This window comes from Bradyrhizobium sp. (assembly GCF_049519115.1).
Taxonomy (GTDB): Bacteria; Pseudomonadota; Alphaproteobacteria; order Rhizobiales; family Xanthobacteraceae; genus Bradyrhizobium.
This window is the reverse complement of record NZ_JBEKRB010000085.1, coordinates 1-15,256: the sequence shown is the minus strand read 5'-3', so window position 1 is coordinate 15,256 and position 15,256 is coordinate 1. Positions and strand designations below refer to the sequence as shown.

Genomic DNA, 15,256 nt, shown 5'->3' with positions numbered 1-15,256 from the left:
AAGATCGCCAACAACTGGGTTGCTCAAGGCGCGGCCCGCTGGGATCTGGTCGCCAACCAGATCAACCAGTACGTCGTCGGCGCCGGCTATGTCGACGACTGCTTCGTGCTCGCCGCCAACTATGTCACCTCCTACTCCTATGCCACCACGACCTCCCCGCCCATCCTTGGCCACGCGTTCATGCTCCAGATCGGCCTGCGGACCATTGCCAATACGACCACGTCAGCGCAATAACGGCTCGGCTGGAGGGCTCGCGGACGATACTGCTGGTGCGGTATGATCTGGGCCAAGTGCCTTGGCCTGCTCAGGCGGAGGTCTTTCGGGCTAGGATCAAAAGCCGCCAGCAAGTATAGGATTGTAGTGTGGTTTTGGGCGCTCGCCTTGCGAGCGACGTGATATCAAACTGCTTTATGGACTCGGAATAAAACAGCCAAGATGAACAGGATCGTTGCACTCTCCAGTCGGCTCTCGGCAATCGTCCTAAGCAGCAGTGCTGCCCTCGCTTTGATCGCGGTATCCGTATCGCCGACGCGCGCGCAAGTTGCTTGCATGATCAATGGCGAGCCGATCACCAATTTCGACATCGAGCAGCGTTCCAAGCTGCTTATGCTGAGCACCCATAAAATGCCGGATCGTCAGCAAGTCATCAACGAGCTGACCGATGAAAAATTGAAGATCAGGGAAGGAAAAAAATTCAGCATCGATCCTTCGGCTAGCGATATCGATCAATCCTATAACGCCATGAGCGGACGGATGCGAATCACGCCGGACCAGCTGACAAAGTCATTGGAGAGCGGGGGTATCCGCGCCGACACGCTCAAGGCCCGCATCAGGGCCGACATGGTCTGGAGCAATCTGGTTCGCGGCCGATACAAGGAAAGCCTTCAGATCAGTGAAAAGGATGTGGAGGAGAAAGCTAAAGAACAGGGAGACCAACAACAGACAGAAGCGACAGGCTTCGAATACAAGATGCAGCCGATCGTGCTGATCGTGCCGCGCGGCTCAGCACCAGAGACCACGGAAGCTCGCAAGAAGGAGGCCGAGGCCCTGCGAGCGCGAATTCAGACCTGCGCCGAGGCGAATTCCTTCTTCAAATCGATGCAGAACGGCGCGATACGCGAAACCGTGGTCAAGACCTCGGCCGACATCCCTCCTTCGCTTCGCGAGATACTCGACAGCACGCCGATCGGCCACCTGACCCCGCCCGAGGTGACCAAACAAGGGGTCGAGATGGTCGCGCTGTGCGCCCGGGATCCGACCAAGGTCGACACGCCGAAGAAGAAAGAAATCCGGGAAAAAATTTATGCCGAGAAATACGAGGCGAAATCGAAATCGTATTTGCAGGATATCCGCAGGGCCTCGATGATTGAATGCCATTGACGTATGCCAAAGCCTCTCGCGCTGACATCTGGTGAGCCTGCCGGGATCGGCCCGGACATCACACTCCAGGCATGGCTTCGTCGTGATGAACTCAAATTGCCCGCTTTCTATTGGCTCGGCGACGCCGCATCGCTCGACCGCCGGGCGAAAGTACTTGGACTGAACATCAGGCTTGTCGAAGGCGGTCCGGAAGATGCGAACGAAATCTTCCCACATGCACTGCCGGTCGTTCCCACGGGTCACGTTGCAAGCGCCCGGCCCGGCCACCCCGACGACAGCAGTGCCGGCGCAGCGCTGGCCTCGATCCGCCAGGCCGTGAAGGACGTCACGGATGGCCGGGCGAGCGCAGTGGTGACCAACCCGATTGCCAAGAACGTGCTTTACCGCGCCGGATTCCGGCATCCCGGACACACCGAATACCTCGCCGAACTTGCAGCGACGAAAAATTTCACGCCACAGCCCGTGATGATGCTGTGGTCACCGGCGCTCGCCGTCGTTCCCGTCACCATCCATGTTTCCTTGCGCGAGGCGCTGGCGCAACTTTCCAGCGAGTTGATTGCCACGACAGCCCGGATCGTGGTGGCGGGTTTGAAATCCTATTTCGGAATTGCGCATCCCCGTCTGGCCGTGTCCGGTCTTAACCCGCATGCGGGTGAGGACGGCTCATTGGGCGCCGAAGACAAGACTATCGTGGCGCCTGCCGTCGATCTGCTGCGTGGCGAGGGCCTTGATGTCCGGGGACCGCTGCCGGCGGATACGATGTTTCACGAGGCCGCGCGGCAGAGTTATGACTGCGCCATTTGCATGTATCACGACCAGGCGCTGATCCCGATCAAAACGCTGGCTTTCGAAGACGCCGTCAACGTCACCTTGGGGCTGCCCTTTATCCGCACCTCGCCCGATCATGGGACGGCCTTCGATATTGCCGGGACCGACAAGCCCAACCCGTCAAGCCTCATTGCGGCGCTGCGATTGGCCGCCCGCATGGCTGCGACCAAGACCACATGAGCGCGATCGACGACCTTCCGCCACTTCGCGAGGTCATTCGCCGGCATTCCCTCTCTGCCCGCAAATCGCTCGGTCAGAATTTCCTGTTCGACCTCAACCTCACCGCCAGGATTGCGCGTGCCGCGGGCCCGCTTGACGATGCCACCGTGATCGAGATCGGCCCCGGTCCGGGAGGATTGACGCGCGCACTGCTGGCCATGGGTGCGTGCCACGTGATCGCGGTCGAACGCGACGAACGCGCCCTCCCCGCGCTGGAGGAAATCGCGCAGCGATATCCGGGAAGGCTGGAGATCGTCTGCGCCGACGCCCAACATTTCGATCCGCGTCCGTGGCTTGGGACAGCCCGCGCAAAAATCGTCGCCAACCTGCCCTACAATATCGCAACCGCACTTCTGATCGATTGGCTCTCGATCGAGCCATGGCCGCCCTGGTACGACATGATGGTGCTGATGTTTCAGCGTGAAGTCGCCGAGCGCATCGTGGCGCGCGAGAACGACGAGGCCTATGGACGGCTGGGCGTGCTTGCGAATTGGCGCACTGAGACAAAGATCCTGTTCGATATTTCGCCGGCGGCCTTCGTGCCACAGCCCAAGGTCACTTCCTCCGTCGTGCGATTAGTCCCGCGTCAGGCCCCGGAAATCTGCGACCGCCGCGCGCTGGAGCAGGTGGCCGCGGCCGCCTTCGGTCAGCGCCGCAAGATGTTGCGGCAGAGCTTGAAGTCGCTGGCGATCGATCCGGCCCGGCTGGTCGCGGCCGCCGAGATCGATGAGACGCGGCGCCCCGAAACCATTCCCGTCAGCGGATTTGTTGCCATGGCTCGGGAATTGACCCATATACGGAACAATAGCTGAACATCTTTTCGGAGACACTTCATGCCGCTCATGCGTCGCCAATCGCTGGTCAAGTTTGATGCGCCGCTGTGCGAAACCGTCATCGACACACCGAAACCCGCAGGCCAAGAAGTTTTAGTCCGGATCGAGCGCTGCGGACTTTGCCATTCCGACCTTCATATCCAGGACGGCTATGCCGACCTCGGCGGCGGCAAAAAGCTCGACACCACGCGCGGCATGACACTGCCGTTCACGCTCGGCCACGAGATCGCCGGCGTCGTCGAGGAAGTCGGCCCCGACGTGCCAAAGGATCTGATCGGCGCCAAGCGGGCGGTTTTTCCTTGGATCGGCTGCGGCCAATGCCGCGACTGCTTGGCGGGCGATGAAAATCTCTGCGCCAAGCAGCGCTTTCTCGGCGTCACGATCGATGGCGGCTTCGCCACCCACGTGCTGGTGCCCGACGCAAAATACCTGCTGGAATACGATCCGTTGCCGGTCAATCAGGCCGCTACGCTGATGTGTTCCGGCGTCACCGCCTATGGGGCTTTGAAGCGGCTCGTCGACCGTCCGCGGCAGCGCAATCTGCTGCTGATCGGTCTCGGCGGCGTCGGCATGATGGGGCTTGCCTTTGCGCAGGCCATGTTCAAGCAGCCGATTACGGTGGCGGATTTGAATGCGGCCGCCCGCGAGACGGCGCTGAAGAACGGAGCGGCTTTCGCCTACGATCCGTCGGAGCCGGAGATCACCCGGCGCATCATCAAGGAAACCGAGGGCGGATTCGCTGAGATCGTCGATTTCGCCGGCAATGAAAAATCGATGGCGTTGGCCGTTTCTGTTCTCGCGCGCGGCGGTAAGATCGTGGTGTCGGGTCTCATGGGCGGCAATTTCAGCCTGCCGATGGTGCAGTGGGTCTACAGGCGGATGACGATCGAAGGCTTCATGGTCGGAACGCTCGCCGAGGCGCATGAACTGATGTCGCTCGCGCGCTCCGGCAAGATCAAGCCGACACCGATGCGGGAAGAGCCGATGGCGGATGTCCAGACCTGGATCGATGCGCTGCGGGCCGGCCAGGTCGTCGGACGAATTGTGCTGAAAAACTAGGGCTCTACAGCCCCGAAATTCACACTTACAGCGTGTCCTGAAAGCGATGGGCGCCGGCCCGAATTAAGCCCAATGCTGTCCGAATTTGCGGCGTATTGCGACCCCATTTTATGGCGAGGTTCGGCATGTGAAATGTATTGCGTTCACGGAGTTAGGCATGCCTAGACGAACCGCGACTATCGTACCGGCTATTCTGGCCGGTATCCTTGCAGGCATTTCGCTTGCGACCATGGCGCGCGGTGAACCGGCAAATGTCGGGGACTGCCTTCCCACCCCAAAGGCCGAAACGCCAGCCGGCAGCCACTGGCGTTATCACATCGACCACGCCAATAAACGTAATTGTTGGTATCTCCGCCGCGACGACGGTGGGATTTCGCAAGCCCTGCCGCAGAGTAATCCTCCGGCCCCTGCTCCGGCAGCGAAGCCGTCGATCGCCGATGCCCGCGCCGAACTCCGCCCCCAGGCCATCCGCGAAGACACTCCCGCCCTCAGCCCGCCCCCCAACGCTGCCAGCGACGCAAACGCTCCGGCATGGAATGCAACCGCGGCTGTCGCCACGCGCTGGCCGGATTTGCCGGCTGCGGTCTCCGTTCCCACCGCGGCACAAGCGCAAGTCGCTCCTACTCCCGCCAGCGATGTAACACCATCGCCAGCTGCCCCGGCTCCATCGATCCCCTTCGCGTATTTATCCGCGCCCGTTCGGCCGGAAATGATTCCGACAGTGGTCACCGCTATTATCGGCGCTCTGGCGTTTGCGGGAGCCGCGGCGTTCATGTCCAGGCGGCGCCGCAGACTACGCGTGCCTAAAGCGCGTTCTGCCCGAGGACCGATCTGGGAAACCACCGATGACGACCGCATCGTGCTGTCGGATTATCCCTCCATGGACAACGGGGATTATCGGCCCCGATTTGCCCGCAGCCTCGGAAGCGCACCTGCCGTCTCACCGGAATTCGTCCGGCGCCCGCCCCGGCGTGCGGCGAGGTGAGGATCCGGCTATTTCTCTAATTGCCGCTGCAGTTCGCGAACGAAGGTCGTCAGACCCGTACGGCGCTCTCGCTTGAGCCGCTCCGCCTTCAGGATCGATTGAACTTCAGCGAAGGCTTCGTCGATGTTGTGATTGATGACGATATAGTCGTATTCCGCCCAGTGGCTCAGTTCGTGCGAGGCGCGGCTCATGCGCGAACGTATCACCGCGTCGCTGTCCTGGGCGCGGCTATGCAGCCGCCTCTCAAGATCGGCCGCCGAGGGCGGCAAAATGAACACGCTCACCACGTCTGCCCGGGCTTTCTCGCGCAGTTGCTGCGTGCCCTGCCAGTCGATATCGAACAATACGTCCCGCCCTGCCGACAAGGCCGCTTCAACCGGCGCCTGTGGCGTACCATAACTGTTGTCGAATACGGTGGCCCATTCCAGGAGTTCGTGCCGCTGGACCATTTCCTTGAAGCGCGCCTGATCGACGAACAGATAGTCGCGGCCATCGACTTCGCCCGGTCGCATCGGTCGGGTCGTCGCCGACACCGACATCCTCAGGCCGGTCATGCGCTCGATCAAGAGACGCGACAACGTGGTCTTGCCCGCGCCCGACGGCGAGGACAGCACGAACATCAGGCCACGCCGCTCAACCGACATCGCTTTGCCCTCGACCCGCCATGCGTCACTCCAGATTCTGGACCTGCTCGCGGAATTGCTCCACCACGTTCTTCATTTCAAGCCCGGTATTGGTCAACTCGATATCGTTGGACTTGGAACAACACGTATTCACCTCGCGATTGAATTCCTGCGCAAGGAAATCCAGACGCCGGCCGACCGGTCCGCCTTTGGCGATCATCTCACGGGCCTGCGCAACATGGGAGGCGATGCGGTCGAGTTCTTCGCGTATGTCGGCTTTTGCCGCGATCAGCAGCGCCTCCTGGCTGAGGCGGTCGGGGTCGAAACGATCGGACGTCTCCAGCAGCATCGCGATTTGTTCAGCCAGGCGCGCCTTGACCGCGTCCGGCTTGCGTCCCGGCGCCGTCTCGGCCTTCTTCGCCAACTGCTCGATCTCATCCATTCGCTGCAGCAGGATTTGCCCGAGTGCGGTGCCCTCGCGCTGGCGCATCTCGACCAGTTGCGTAAGCGCCTGATCGAACGCCGAGCTAGCTGCATCTTTCGCCGCTTTGTCTTCCGTCTCATCGGATTCCGGCTCGACCACTTCGATGACGCCTTTGATGGAGAGCAGTCCATCGATGCTGGGCGCCACCGCATCGATCTTGCCGGCAAGCACGCCGGCGACACGCACGACCGACGCCAGGACATCTTCGTTGATACGAATCGTCGACAGCGCGTTGGTGCGCTTGACGTTGAAATTGGCGTATACCGTGCCCCGCGACAGCACCTCGCCGGCGCGCTTTTTAGCGAATGACTCCAATTCGTCCCATCCCGGCGGCAGGCGCAGGCGCACGTCCAGCCCCTTGGCATTGACGGACTTCAGTTCCCACTCGAACGTATAAGGTCCGCTGGCGCCGTGGCTGCGGGCAAAGCCGGTCATACTCGACAGCACCATCGTGTGGGGTTCTCCGGACGAAGTCACGGCCATGGATTCGCTAGCCGAACGCAAGCAAGTCTAGCGCGTCTGAAGCCAAAGTGGAATTTGTGCGCCGTCTAAAGCCGTTTTCGATCACGAACGACAAGCGTCCATGATCACGCCTCTAGCACTATTGCTGGTCGACCGGAGCGGATGCCGCCGGTGGCGCAGTGCCTTGCCGGGGCAACAAAGGCGCTGGGCGCGCCGGCTTCTTGGCCGGGGCCGGCTTCGGCGGCGCGGCTGGTGCATCCGCAGACGCATTCGCCGCCGCTGGCGGCGGGGGATCGTCGGCGGGCTCGACCGTATCGTTCTGGATCTGCTTTTCCATCGCTCTCAGCTTCGCGACGTTTTTCTGGTGCACGTCATAAGTATCGCTGAAGGCGTGTCCGCCCGTGCCGTCGGCAACAAAGAACAGATCACGCGTTCGCGCAGGATTGGCGGCAGCCTCCAGTGAGGCGCGGCCGGGATTGGCGATCGGCCCAGGCGGCAATCCGTCCACCACATAGGTATTGTAGGGCGAAGGTTGCTGAATTTCGCTTCGCTTGATCGGCCGGCCCAACGTGCCCTTGCCGCCGACCAACCCGTAGATGATCGTCGGGTCCGACTGCAGTTTTATTTTCTGCCGAAGCCGGTTGACGAACACCGAGGCCACCCGGCTGCGCTCATCCGCTTTGCCGGTCTCCTTTTCCACGATCGAGGCCAGTGTCACCAACTGTTCCGGTGTCTTGACCGGAATATCCGGATTGCGGCGCTCCCAGATCTCGGCAAGCACGCGCTTTTGTGCTTGCTGCATGCGCGCGATCACCTGGTCCCTCGGGGTTCCGCGCGGAAATTTATAGGTTTCCGGCAACAGCGTGCCTTCGCGCGGCAACTCGCGCACCGAGCCCGAGAAAATATCGTTGTCGGAAAGCCGGGCCACGATCTGCTCGGAGGTCAACCCCTCCGGGATGGTGACGGAATGCTGAACCACCTTGCCTTCGACGATCGTGCCGATGACATCCCTCAAACTGGCGTTCTTCTGGAACTGGTATTCGCCGGGCTTGAGCTCGGAACGCGCCTTCAGCGCAAAAACGCTGCCGATGAAGGCCCAGCGGTTATTGTCGATGACGCCTTCACGCTGCAGGACATCGGCGATATCGGTGACGCCTGCCCGTGCCGGAATGTTGACCACCTTGTCCTCCTGCAGGGGACCTGGCGCCTCGATTTTCTGCTTGCCGTAGATATACGTGCCGCCGACCGCAATCATCACAAAGAGGATGAAGGTGATGATCGCGTTGCCGACGACGATGAATGGATTGCGGGCGCGCTCTGATCGCTTGGGCGGCGGCGGAACCTGTTCGGGCTCCAGCGCGGCGCGCGGGCTCCTTGGCGAAATGGGCGGCCTCTCACTCATCGATGCAACCTGAATCCCGTCGGTTCAATCGTGGCCCGGAAAACTGTGTCGGCCGGTGGTGTCGCCCACATCTAGGAATTATCACCGAATGCGGCGAAACGGTGGAGTTCTAAGCGATCAAACGCGCACCGTTTAACTGATTCTAGCATTCGCATTGCGCGCCTTGGTGACGAGATAAGTAAAGTCTGTCAAATCCGGCTCGCTAGCCGGTTACGCGCCGCAGAATCACGGACGCATTTGTACCTCCGAAACCGAATGAATTCGACAGCACGACATTAATTTCGCGTTGGCGCGATGTGTTCGGCACCAGATCAATGGCGGTTTCCACCGAGGGATTGTCAAGATTGATCGTCGGCGGGGCGATGTTATCGCGAATCGCAAGAATGCCGAAAATTGCTTCTATCGCGCCGGCTGCGCCGAGCAGATGCCCCGTGCATGACTTGGTCGAGGACATCGAGACCCGGGAGGCCGCATTGCCCAGCAGGCGCTCCACGGCCGACAGTTCGATTTCGTCGCCGATCTGCGTCGATGTGCCGTGAGCGTTGATATAATCGATATCGGCGGCTGAAATTTCCGCACGTTTCAGTGCGGCGCTCATGCTCCTGAAGGCACCGTTCCCATCCGGTGCGGGCGAAGTGATGTGATAGGCATCGCCGGACAGTCCGTAGCCGACCACCTCGGCGTATATCTTGGCACCGCGTTTTTTCGCATGGTCAAATTCTTCCAGCACCAGGATGCCGGCGCCCTCGCCCATGACAAAACCGTCGCGATCCTTGTCGTAGGGGCGCGACGCCTTTTCCGGCGTTTCGTTAAAGGCCGTCGATAGCGCGCGGGCGGCGCAGAAGCCCGCCATGCCAATTCGGCAAATCGGCGATTCGGTACCGCCAGCCAGCATGACATCCGCATCTCCAAGTGCAATCAGCCGGCTCGCATCGCCGATCGCATGGGCCCCGGTCGAACATGCGGTGACGACGGAGTGATTGGGACCCTTGAGGCCGTGCTCAATCGACACGTAACCCGAAGCGAGATTGATGAGACGCCCCGGAATGAAGAACGGCGACACCTTGCGCGGCCCGCGCTCCTTCAGAAGGATCGAGGTATCCGCAATCCCCGACAGGCCGCCAATGCCGGAACCGATCATGGTGCCGGTGGCGCACTGATCTTCCTCGCTTACGGGATGCCAGTTGGCGTCATCAAGCGCCTGACGCGCGGCGCACATGGCAAAGATGATGAAGTCGTCGACCTTGCGTTGGTCTTTCGGCTCCATCCACTGGTCGGCGTTGAAGGTGCCGCCAGTGCCATCGCCGCGTGGCACCACGCAAGCGATCTGGCTGGTAAGATCGGAAACGTCGAACGTCTCGATCTTCCGGGCACCGCTTTCGCTGTTCAGAATGCGTTTCCAAGTCGGCTCGATGCCACAGCCAAGCGGCGAGACCATGCCAAGGCCCGTGACGACAACCCGCCTCATCTAGACCACTCCAGCCCGCGATTCGCGGTCTCCGGCAACAAACAGAGGGACCGCGAGGCCACGGTCCCTTCCGTCCTGTCAGTTCCGCGCGGGGGCGTCAGCTCTTCGCGTTCTTTTCCAGAAATTTAGTCGCATCGCCGACGGTCAAAATCGTTTCCGCGGCATCGTCGGGAATTTCACAACCGAATTCTTCTTCGAAAGCCATCACGAGCTCGACCGTATCGAGACTGTCGGCGCCGAGGTCGTCAATAAAGCTCGCGTTGTCGACCACCTTTTCGGGTTCGACACCAAGGTGTTCGACCACGATCTTCTTAACCCGCTCGCCAATCTCACTCATCGCTCAACCTCGTGCTGTTCCATTGGACCGACCCAAGACGTACGAGCCATCGTGGTCGTGAATTTCAAAATCGCGCATAGTCTTGCTTGAGGCCTGTTACGGCCGACGCGGACCCGGCGCACGATGACAGGCTCCGCACCGCCAATTATACAGGGTTTCAACATCCTGCAATGGTGTTCTTTTGCCCCCATCTGGGGTCCGGTTATCACACTTCCCTAGCCTTGACTACAAGCCCCGGCCGTCCTGCGGCTCGGGTCTCGATCGGTGGTCCAATTCCAGCAGTCGCATCGCATCGCGGCAGGCCCTTTGCAAAAGCCGGATTCAAAAGACCACTGGCAAGTATGGGTTTCCGGTGCGGTTTTGCATTCGGCATTCGCCTTTGATGAGCGGGCGGTTAACATCATGGCGAAGTCGTTCCACCGCCCTTCAGATCATGGCCATTCCGCCATTCACGTGAATGGTCTGGCCGGTCACATAGGCCGCTTCGTTCGAACTAAGATAGACCGCCGCTGCGGCGATATCGTCGGGCGTTCCCAAGCGCGCCGCCGGAACTTTCGATAGAACGGCTTCGCGTTGCTTCTCGTTAAGTGCATCGGTCATCGGCGTGGCGATAAAGCCCGGCGCGATGCAATTGGCGGTGATGTTGCGCTTGGCATACTCCGCGCCGAGCGTCTTGATCATCCCGATCAGACCGGCTTTCGAAGCCGTGTAGTTGCCCTGGCCGGGATTGCCGGTGACACCCACCACCGACGTGATCGCGATGATCCGGCCGAAGCGTTTGCGCATCATCAGCTTGGTCGCGGCGCGGGCAAGGCGGAAGGTCGAGGTCAGGTTGACGTTGATCACCTCTGCCCAGTCCTCATCCCGCAACTGCACAAAAAGATTGTCGCGCGTAATGCCGGCATTCGCGACGAGGATATTGAGTTGACCCATGGCCGCCTCAGCAGACGGCACGAGAGCCTCGACCTCGGTCGCGTCAGAGAGATTGCAGGGCAACACATGGACCCGTTCACCCAGTTGGGCGGCGAGCGCATCCAACGCCTCACGCCGTGTGCCGGAAATGGCCACCGTAGCACCTTGCCGATGCAGCGCCCGGGCGATTGCGCCGCCAATGCCCCCGCTTGCGCCCGTGACCAGCGCCGTTCTGCCGGTGAGATCGAACATCATTTTATCCCCCAACTCAGGATGCCTGCGCTGCAGCGAGCGCGTCTTTGGCTGAACCGATATCGCCCGGCCCGCTCACCGAAACGCCAACGGCACCCTCGGCGATACGCTTGACCAATCCACTCAGCACCTTCCCGGCTCCAATTTCGAAAAACCGCGTGACCCCATGATGGGCCATATAAGCCACCGACTCACGCCAGCGCACGGTGCCCGTGACCTGCTCGACCAGCCGTCGGCGAATCTCGTCGGGTGTGGCGATCGGCGCAGCCAATACGTTTGATACCAAGGGTGCAACGGGCGGCTTGATGACAACACCGGCCAATGCCTCCGCCATCGCGTCGGCCGCCGGCTGCATCAATCGGCAGTGAAACGGCGCAGAGACGGGCAGCATCATCGCGCGCTTGGCGCCTTTGGTTTTGGCGATCTCGACCGCCCGCTCGACGGCAGCCTTGTCGCCGGAAATCACGACCTGACCGCCGCCATTGTCGTTGGCGGCCTGGCAAACCTGTCCCTGCGCGGCTTCATCCGCAACCGCAACTGCGGTCTCGTAGTCGAGGCCCAGCAAGGCGGCCATGGCGCCGGCGCCCACTGGAACCGCCTTCTGCATCGCAAGGCCGCGAACACGAAGCAGGCGGGCGGTATCACTGACGGTGAGGCTGCCAGCAGCCGCCAGCGCGGAATATTCCCCCAGCGAGTGGCCGGCAACAAAGGCTGCGTGTTTGGCGACGGAAAAGCCCGCCTCGCCCTCCAGCACCCGAAGGGTCGCGAGCGAAACCGCCATCAGCGCCGGCTGGGCATTTTCGGTGAGCTGCAACGTCTCGCCCGGGCCGTCCCAGATGATGGCCGTGAGCTTTTCGCCGAGCGCCGCATCGACTTCGTCGAACACCGCGCGGGCCGCCGGAAAAGCTTCCGCCAGCGCCTTACCCATGCCGACGGCCTGGGAACCCTGACCGGGAAAGGTGAATGCTGCCGTCATAAGCGTCCTCGGACATTCCCTTTCCCCTTTTTTCGACACGGGAAATAAGGAATATATTTATTTTTCAATATCTTACGAGATAATCCCAAACCCTGATGCGCGCCAAACCGCCGATCGCGCCCGCAAGCCGGGCCGAAAGACACCGCGAAAGCCTTCCCTGTCAAGCGCAGACCCGCGCCCCGGTTCCGGCGGCGTCTTTGGCCCACACCCTCGGCTTTTCCTTGCCAGCACGCCCAAAATGCTTATAACGCCCCTGATCCGTGGGTCCCCGGCCGGGAGCTGAACGGACGGTCTCAGCAATTCCACCCTTTATCCGGGGTTTTGATGTGGCAGGGCCAGTCGGCCCGTCGTCCCGTGCTTCCGCCTTCTTGAGCTTATCCCGAGTCCTTTCCGAAGGGTTCGAAGGGCTTGCCGCCGGCGCTCCACGCCAACCTAGGAAAGGACATCCATGCCTCTTTATGAGCATGTTTTTCTCGCGCGTCAGGACGCGAGCACCCAGCAGGTGGACGAACTGACGACCCAGATGACCGGCATCGTCGAACAGGCGGGCGGCAAGGTCACCAAGACCGAGAACTGGGGCGTGCGTTCGCTGACCTACCGCATGAACAAGAATCGCAAGGCGCACTTCGTGCTGCTCAACATCGACGCGCCGTCGGCCGCAGTTGCGGAGATCGAGCGTCAGGAGCGGATCAGCGAAGACGTGATCCGCTATCTCAGCGTTCGTGTCGAAGAGCTTGAAGAGGGCCCTTCTGCCATGATGCGCAAGGCTGATCGTGACCGCGAACGCGACGACCGTGGCGGTGGTTTCCGCGGCGAGCGCGAAGGTGGCTTCCGTGGCGATCGTGATGGCGGCGGCTTCCGCGGCGATCGGGGCCCGCGACGCCCACGCGAGGATGTCGACGCGACGGAAGAGGAGTAAGAGCAATGGCCGAAGCTGGTGCACGCCGTCCGTTTTTCCGCCGCCGCAAGACCTGCCCCTTCACGGGTCCGAATGCGCCGAAGATCGACTACAAGGATTCTAAGTTGTTGATGCGTTACGTTTCCGAGCGAGGCAAGATCGTGCCGAGCCGCATCACCGCGGTTTCCGCCAAGAAGCAGCGCGAACTCGCGCGCGCCATCAAGCGCGCACGTTTCCTCGGTCTGCTTCCTTACGTCATTCGCTAACAACCACCTTTGATCCGCGGCGCAAATGCCGCGGATCAAACTACTCATTCATAAGGCTTCCGGGTCGTCCGGTTGCCGATGGTTGGGGTCGATACGACCTCTAACCGCTCGAAAGGAGCGGGACAGCTGATGATCGCGACCATTTCCATAGCGCTGGCGGCCGGCTTTGCGTCGGCATTGATGTTCGCCTCGATCACGTCGGGCGCGGCGATCTCGCTGTTGCTGATCAATCTCGCACCGTTGCCGCTGATGGTGGTGGGACTGGCGTGGGGTCCCCTAAGCGCAGCCGTCGGCGGCATCGCCGCCACTGTCGTCATCGCCTTCCTGTTCGGCCTTCCCTATTGCATCGCGTTTGCGATGGTGAACGTGCTGCCGGCCTGGTGGCTGGCGCACCTTGTCCTGCTCGCGCGCCAGCGAGAGGACGTCGCCATGGCCGGCCCAGATGAAAAACTGGAATGGTATCCGGTCGGCCGGGTTCTGATCTGGATTCTGGTTTTTGCAACGATCATCACCGTTACGATGCTGCTGACGATGGGCACGGATGCTGCGGCCATCCAGAGCACGATCCGCAAGGGCTGGGTTGAGCTTCTGGAAGCCACTGGCCTTGCCCTCAACGATTCGACGCTCGACACGTTGGTGGTGATGGCGCCGATGGGCGCCGAAATGGCAGCCGTGGCGATGCTGACTCTTAACCTGTGGCTTGCGGCGAAAATTGCGGCGACGTCGGGACGGTTGCATCGCCCGTGGCCCGATTTGAAAAGCATCGCCCTGCCGACCATGACGATCGCCGCGCTGTTTGCTGCTGTCGTCTGCTGTTTTTCCGGTGGCCTTCTGGCCATTCTGGCGCAGGTCCTGACCGCCGGCCTGTCGATCGCCTATGCGATGACCGGCTTTGCCGTGCTGCACACTCTCACGCTCGCCATGAAGAGCCGCGCGTTATGGCTTGGTTGCGCTTATGCAATCGTCGCAGGCTTTGCCTGGGCGCTGTTGGCGGTCGCCCTGCTCGGGGTGGCCGACGCCGTATTTGGGCTTCGCCAACGTTACTTGCGCGGCAGGCCACCGCCCCTTCCGAAATCATGAAAACCGAAACTCCAATCCCAAAAACCATCTGAAAGGAACACGAATATGGAAGTCATCTTGTTGGAACGCGTCGCCAAACTCGGCCAGATGGGCGAAGTCGTCCGCGTCAGAGACGGGTTTGCCCGCAACTTTCTGCTCAAGCGCGGCAAGGCGCTGCGGGCCACCACAGACAATCGCGCCAAGTTCGATGGCATGAAGGCCGAACTCGAGGCCCGCAACCTCGAAGCCAAGACCGAAGCTGCCAAGGTCGCCGAAAAGATCAACGGCCGTAACGTCATCATCCTTCGCCAGGCCTCCGAGACCGGCCAGTTGTTCGGATCGGTGAGCGTGCGCGACATCATCGCCGCGTTCCAGAACGACGGCGTCAGCATCAGCCGCAGCCAGATCATGCTGGACGCGCCGATCAAGACCATCGGCAAGCATGAGATCGCGATTGCCGTGCATCCGGAAGTCGAAGTCGGCGTCACCGTCACCGTCGCGCGCAGCACCGACGAAGCCGAGCGCATCAACCGTGGCGAGGACATTTCGACGCGCCAGGAAGATCGGGATGCGGCTGCCGAGGCCATCGCCGCCGCCGGCGAATTCTTCGATCCCGAAGCCCTGCCCGGCGAACTCGCACCGCAGCCGAGCCCTGCGTCCGAAGAATAAAGCCGCGCTGCACCATTGGCAAAAAAGCCCCGGCCTGAGCAGGCTGTGTGGAAACGAGAGGCTCCGGTGATCCTGGGCCTCTTTTTTCATTTTTAGGGTCAGGCGAGCCTGATCTTGAGGCTTTGCGGGCCGATGAGATTGATG

General features: G+C 61.3%; 17 protein-coding genes. 10 read left to right on the top strand and 7 right to left on the bottom strand.

What is annotated here, in order from left to right; translation table 11 throughout:
* From ABSE61_RS33305 to ABSE61_RS33280, 6 genes are all read left to right on the top strand, one after another.
* Window positions 1-234, top strand: a 234-nt coding sequence (locus ABSE61_RS33305; RefSeq protein WP_423875421.1) for a hypothetical protein, incomplete at its 5' end; no start/stop codon positions are given.
* 201 nt (window positions 235-435) lie between these two features.
* On the top strand, window positions 436-1,380 hold the full coding sequence (locus tag ABSE61_RS33300) for a peptidylprolyl isomerase family protein (RefSeq protein WP_423875420.1): 945 nt from the start codon (window positions 436-438) through the stop codon (window positions 1,378-1,380).
* A gap of 3 nt (window positions 1,381-1,383) precedes the next feature.
* The gene (gene pdxA, locus ABSE61_RS33295; RefSeq protein WP_423875419.1) at window positions 1,384-2,388 is read left to right on the top strand and encodes a 4-hydroxythreonine-4-phosphate dehydrogenase PdxA; all 1,005 of its coding nucleotides are present in this window, start codon (window positions 1,384-1,386) and stop codon (window positions 2,386-2,388) included.
* Window positions 2,385-3,239, top strand: coding sequence for a 16S rRNA (adenine(1518)-N(6)/adenine(1519)-N(6))-dimethyltransferase RsmA (rsmA, locus tag ABSE61_RS33290; RefSeq protein WP_423875418.1), 855 nt, complete (start codon window positions 2,385-2,387; stop codon window positions 3,237-3,239). Before pdxA ends, rsmA begins: the two co-directional genes overlap by 4 nt.
* Window positions 3,240-3,260: 21 nt before the next feature.
* Window positions 3,261-4,319, top strand: coding sequence for an alcohol dehydrogenase (locus tag ABSE61_RS33285; protein WP_423875417.1), 1,059 nt, complete (start codon window positions 3,261-3,263; stop codon window positions 4,317-4,319).
* 157 nt (window positions 4,320-4,476) lie between these two features.
* Window positions 4,477-5,304, top strand: a complete 828-nt coding sequence (locus ABSE61_RS33280; RefSeq protein ID WP_423875416.1) for a hypothetical protein — start codon at window positions 4,477-4,479, stop codon at window positions 5,302-5,304.
* A gap of 8 nt (window positions 5,305-5,312) precedes the next feature.
* Here ABSE61_RS33280 and gmk read toward each other — a convergent pair whose 3' ends face one another.
* The 7 genes from gmk to fabD all read right to left on the bottom strand — a co-directional run bounded on the left by gmk (window position 5,313) and on the right by fabD (window position 12,220).
* Entirely contained in the window at window positions 5,313-5,948 is a 636-nt protein-coding gene (gene gmk / locus ABSE61_RS33275; RefSeq protein ID WP_423875415.1) for a guanylate kinase, read from the bottom strand.
* Between the two features lie 25 nt (window positions 5,949-5,973).
* Complete coding sequence (locus ABSE61_RS33270; RefSeq protein WP_423875423.1) at window positions 5,974-6,861, bottom strand: YicC/YloC family endoribonuclease; 888 nt, start codon at window positions 6,859-6,861, stop codon at window positions 5,974-5,976.
* Window positions 6,862-7,012: 151 nt separating this feature from the next.
* On the bottom strand, window positions 7,013-8,275 hold the full coding sequence (gene mltG, locus ABSE61_RS33265; protein ID WP_423875414.1) for an endolytic transglycosylase MltG: 1,263 nt from the start codon (window positions 8,273-8,275) through the stop codon (window positions 7,013-7,015).
* A gap of 202 nt (window positions 8,276-8,477) precedes the next feature.
* Complete coding sequence (gene fabF / locus ABSE61_RS33260) at window positions 8,478-9,743, bottom strand: beta-ketoacyl-ACP synthase II (RefSeq protein WP_423875413.1); 1,266 nt, start codon at window positions 9,741-9,743, stop codon at window positions 8,478-8,480.
* Between the two features lie 97 nt (window positions 9,744-9,840).
* A complete protein-coding gene (locus ABSE61_RS33255; protein WP_006610957.1) occupies window positions 9,841-10,080 on the bottom strand; it encodes an acyl carrier protein in 240 nt (79 codons plus the stop codon).
* A gap of 426 nt (window positions 10,081-10,506) precedes the next feature.
* Window positions 10,507-11,244: a 3-oxoacyl-[acyl-carrier-protein] reductase gene (fabG, locus tag ABSE61_RS33250; RefSeq protein ID WP_423875422.1), complete on the bottom strand. Its 738-nt coding sequence runs from the start codon at window positions 11,242-11,244 to the stop codon at window positions 10,507-10,509.
* A gap of 16 nt (window positions 11,245-11,260) precedes the next feature.
* Window positions 11,261-12,220 (bottom strand): ACP S-malonyltransferase, encoded by a 960-nt coding sequence (gene fabD, locus ABSE61_RS33245; protein WP_423875412.1) that lies wholly within the window; start codon window positions 12,218-12,220, stop codon window positions 11,261-11,263.
* 448 nt (window positions 12,221-12,668) lie between these two features.
* Between fabD and rpsF the strand changes: the two genes are divergently transcribed.
* The 4 genes from rpsF to rplI all read left to right on the top strand — a co-directional run bounded on the left by rpsF (window position 12,669) and on the right by rplI (window position 15,112).
* Entirely contained in the window at window positions 12,669-13,139 is a 471-nt protein-coding gene (gene rpsF / locus ABSE61_RS33240; protein WP_423875411.1) for a 30S ribosomal protein S6, read from the top strand.
* 5 nt (window positions 13,140-13,144) lie between these two features.
* Window positions 13,145-13,384, top strand: coding sequence for a 30S ribosomal protein S18 (gene rpsR, locus ABSE61_RS33235; RefSeq protein WP_011441353.1), 240 nt, complete (start codon window positions 13,145-13,147; stop codon window positions 13,382-13,384).
* Between the two features lie 129 nt (window positions 13,385-13,513).
* Window positions 13,514-14,464 (top strand): DUF2232 domain-containing protein, encoded by a 951-nt coding sequence (locus tag ABSE61_RS33230; RefSeq protein ID WP_423875409.1) that lies wholly within the window; start codon window positions 13,514-13,516, stop codon window positions 14,462-14,464.
* 45 nt (window positions 14,465-14,509) lie between these two features.
* Window positions 14,510-15,112: a 50S ribosomal protein L9 gene (gene rplI / locus ABSE61_RS33225; RefSeq protein WP_423875408.1), complete on the top strand. Its 603-nt coding sequence runs from the start codon at window positions 14,510-14,512 to the stop codon at window positions 15,110-15,112.
* The last annotated feature ends 144 nt before the right edge of the window (window positions 15,113-15,256 follow it).

Bases quoted from the DNA above. Each gene is read 5' to 3' on its own strand.
- rpsR (WP_011441353.1), top strand. From the start codon at position 13,145: ATGGCCGAAGCTGGTGCACGCCGTCCGTTTTTCCGCCGCCGCAAGACC.
- ABSE61_RS33300 (WP_423875420.1), top strand. From the start codon at position 436: ATGAACAGGATCGTTGCACTCTCCAGTCGGCTCTCGGCAATCGTCCTA.
- fabF (WP_423875413.1), bottom strand. From the start codon at position 9,743: ATGAGGCGGGTTGTCGTCACGGGCCTTGGCATGGTCTCGCCGCTTGGC.
- fabD (WP_423875412.1), bottom strand. From the start codon at position 12,220: ATGACGGCAGCATTCACCTTTCCCGGTCAGGGTTCCCAGGCCGTCGGC.
- fabG (WP_423875422.1), bottom strand. From the start codon at position 11,244: ATGTTCGATCTCACCGGCAGAACGGCGCTGGTCACGGGCGCAAGCGGG.
- pdxA (WP_423875419.1), top strand. From the start codon at position 1,384: ATGCCAAAGCCTCTCGCGCTGACATCTGGTGAGCCTGCCGGGATCGGC.
- rpsF (WP_423875411.1), top strand. From the start codon at position 12,669: ATGCCTCTTTATGAGCATGTTTTTCTCGCGCGTCAGGACGCGAGCACC.
- ABSE61_RS33285 (WP_423875417.1), top strand. From the start codon at position 3,261: ATGCCGCTCATGCGTCGCCAATCGCTGGTCAAGTTTGATGCGCCGCTG.
- ABSE61_RS33270 (WP_423875423.1), bottom strand. From the start codon at position 6,861: ATGGTGCTGTCGAGTATGACCGGCTTTGCCCGCAGCCACGGCGCCAGC.
- ABSE61_RS33255 (WP_006610957.1), bottom strand. From the start codon at position 10,080: ATGAGTGAGATTGGCGAGCGGGTTAAGAAGATCGTGGTCGAACACCTT.
- ABSE61_RS33230 (WP_423875409.1), top strand. From the start codon at position 13,514: ATGATCGCGACCATTTCCATAGCGCTGGCGGCCGGCTTTGCGTCGGCA.
- rsmA (WP_423875418.1), top strand. From the start codon at position 2,385: ATGAGCGCGATCGACGACCTTCCGCCACTTCGCGAGGTCATTCGCCGG.
- mltG (WP_423875414.1), bottom strand. From the start codon at position 8,275: ATGAGTGAGAGGCCGCCCATTTCGCCAAGGAGCCCGCGCGCCGCGCTG.
- gmk (WP_423875415.1), bottom strand. From the start codon at position 5,948: ATGTCGGTTGAGCGGCGTGGCCTGATGTTCGTGCTGTCCTCGCCGTCG.
- rplI (WP_423875408.1), top strand. From the start codon at position 14,510: ATGGAAGTCATCTTGTTGGAACGCGTCGCCAAACTCGGCCAGATGGGC.
- ABSE61_RS33280 (WP_423875416.1), top strand. From the start codon at position 4,477: ATGCCTAGACGAACCGCGACTATCGTACCGGCTATTCTGGCCGGTATC.